Genomic DNA, 233 nt, shown 5'->3' with positions numbered 1-233 from the left:
CAATACGGAAGTGAAGCAAGGCATCGCTATGGTAGACAGTGCCTCGGATTCTTTCGAAGATATACTCCAAGCAGCGGAGGAAGTCTTCGCGCATGTAAAAGATGTTACGAGCACCGTTAAACAGATGGATGGAAAGAAAAATAAAATGACAGCGGCCGTCAATCGAATCGCCCACATCTCAGAACAAACGGCGGAATTAACGCAAGAGGTCGCAGCATCAGCCGAAGAACAAA

1 pseudogene is annotated in these 233 nt (G+C 47.2%); it reads left to right on the top strand.

Annotated features, from left to right (window positions below):
* Window positions 1-233: pseudogene (locus LKX83_RS32980) on the top strand (methyl-accepting chemotaxis protein); the annotation flags it as partial.

Origin of the sequence: Cohnella baijiui (assembly GCF_020731285.1) — a bacterium.
GTDB lineage: Bacteria > Bacillota > Bacilli > Paenibacillales > Paenibacillaceae > Cohnella.
The sequence above is the reverse complement of the archived record's forward strand: the minus strand, read 5'-3'. Positions and strand labels throughout refer to the sequence as shown.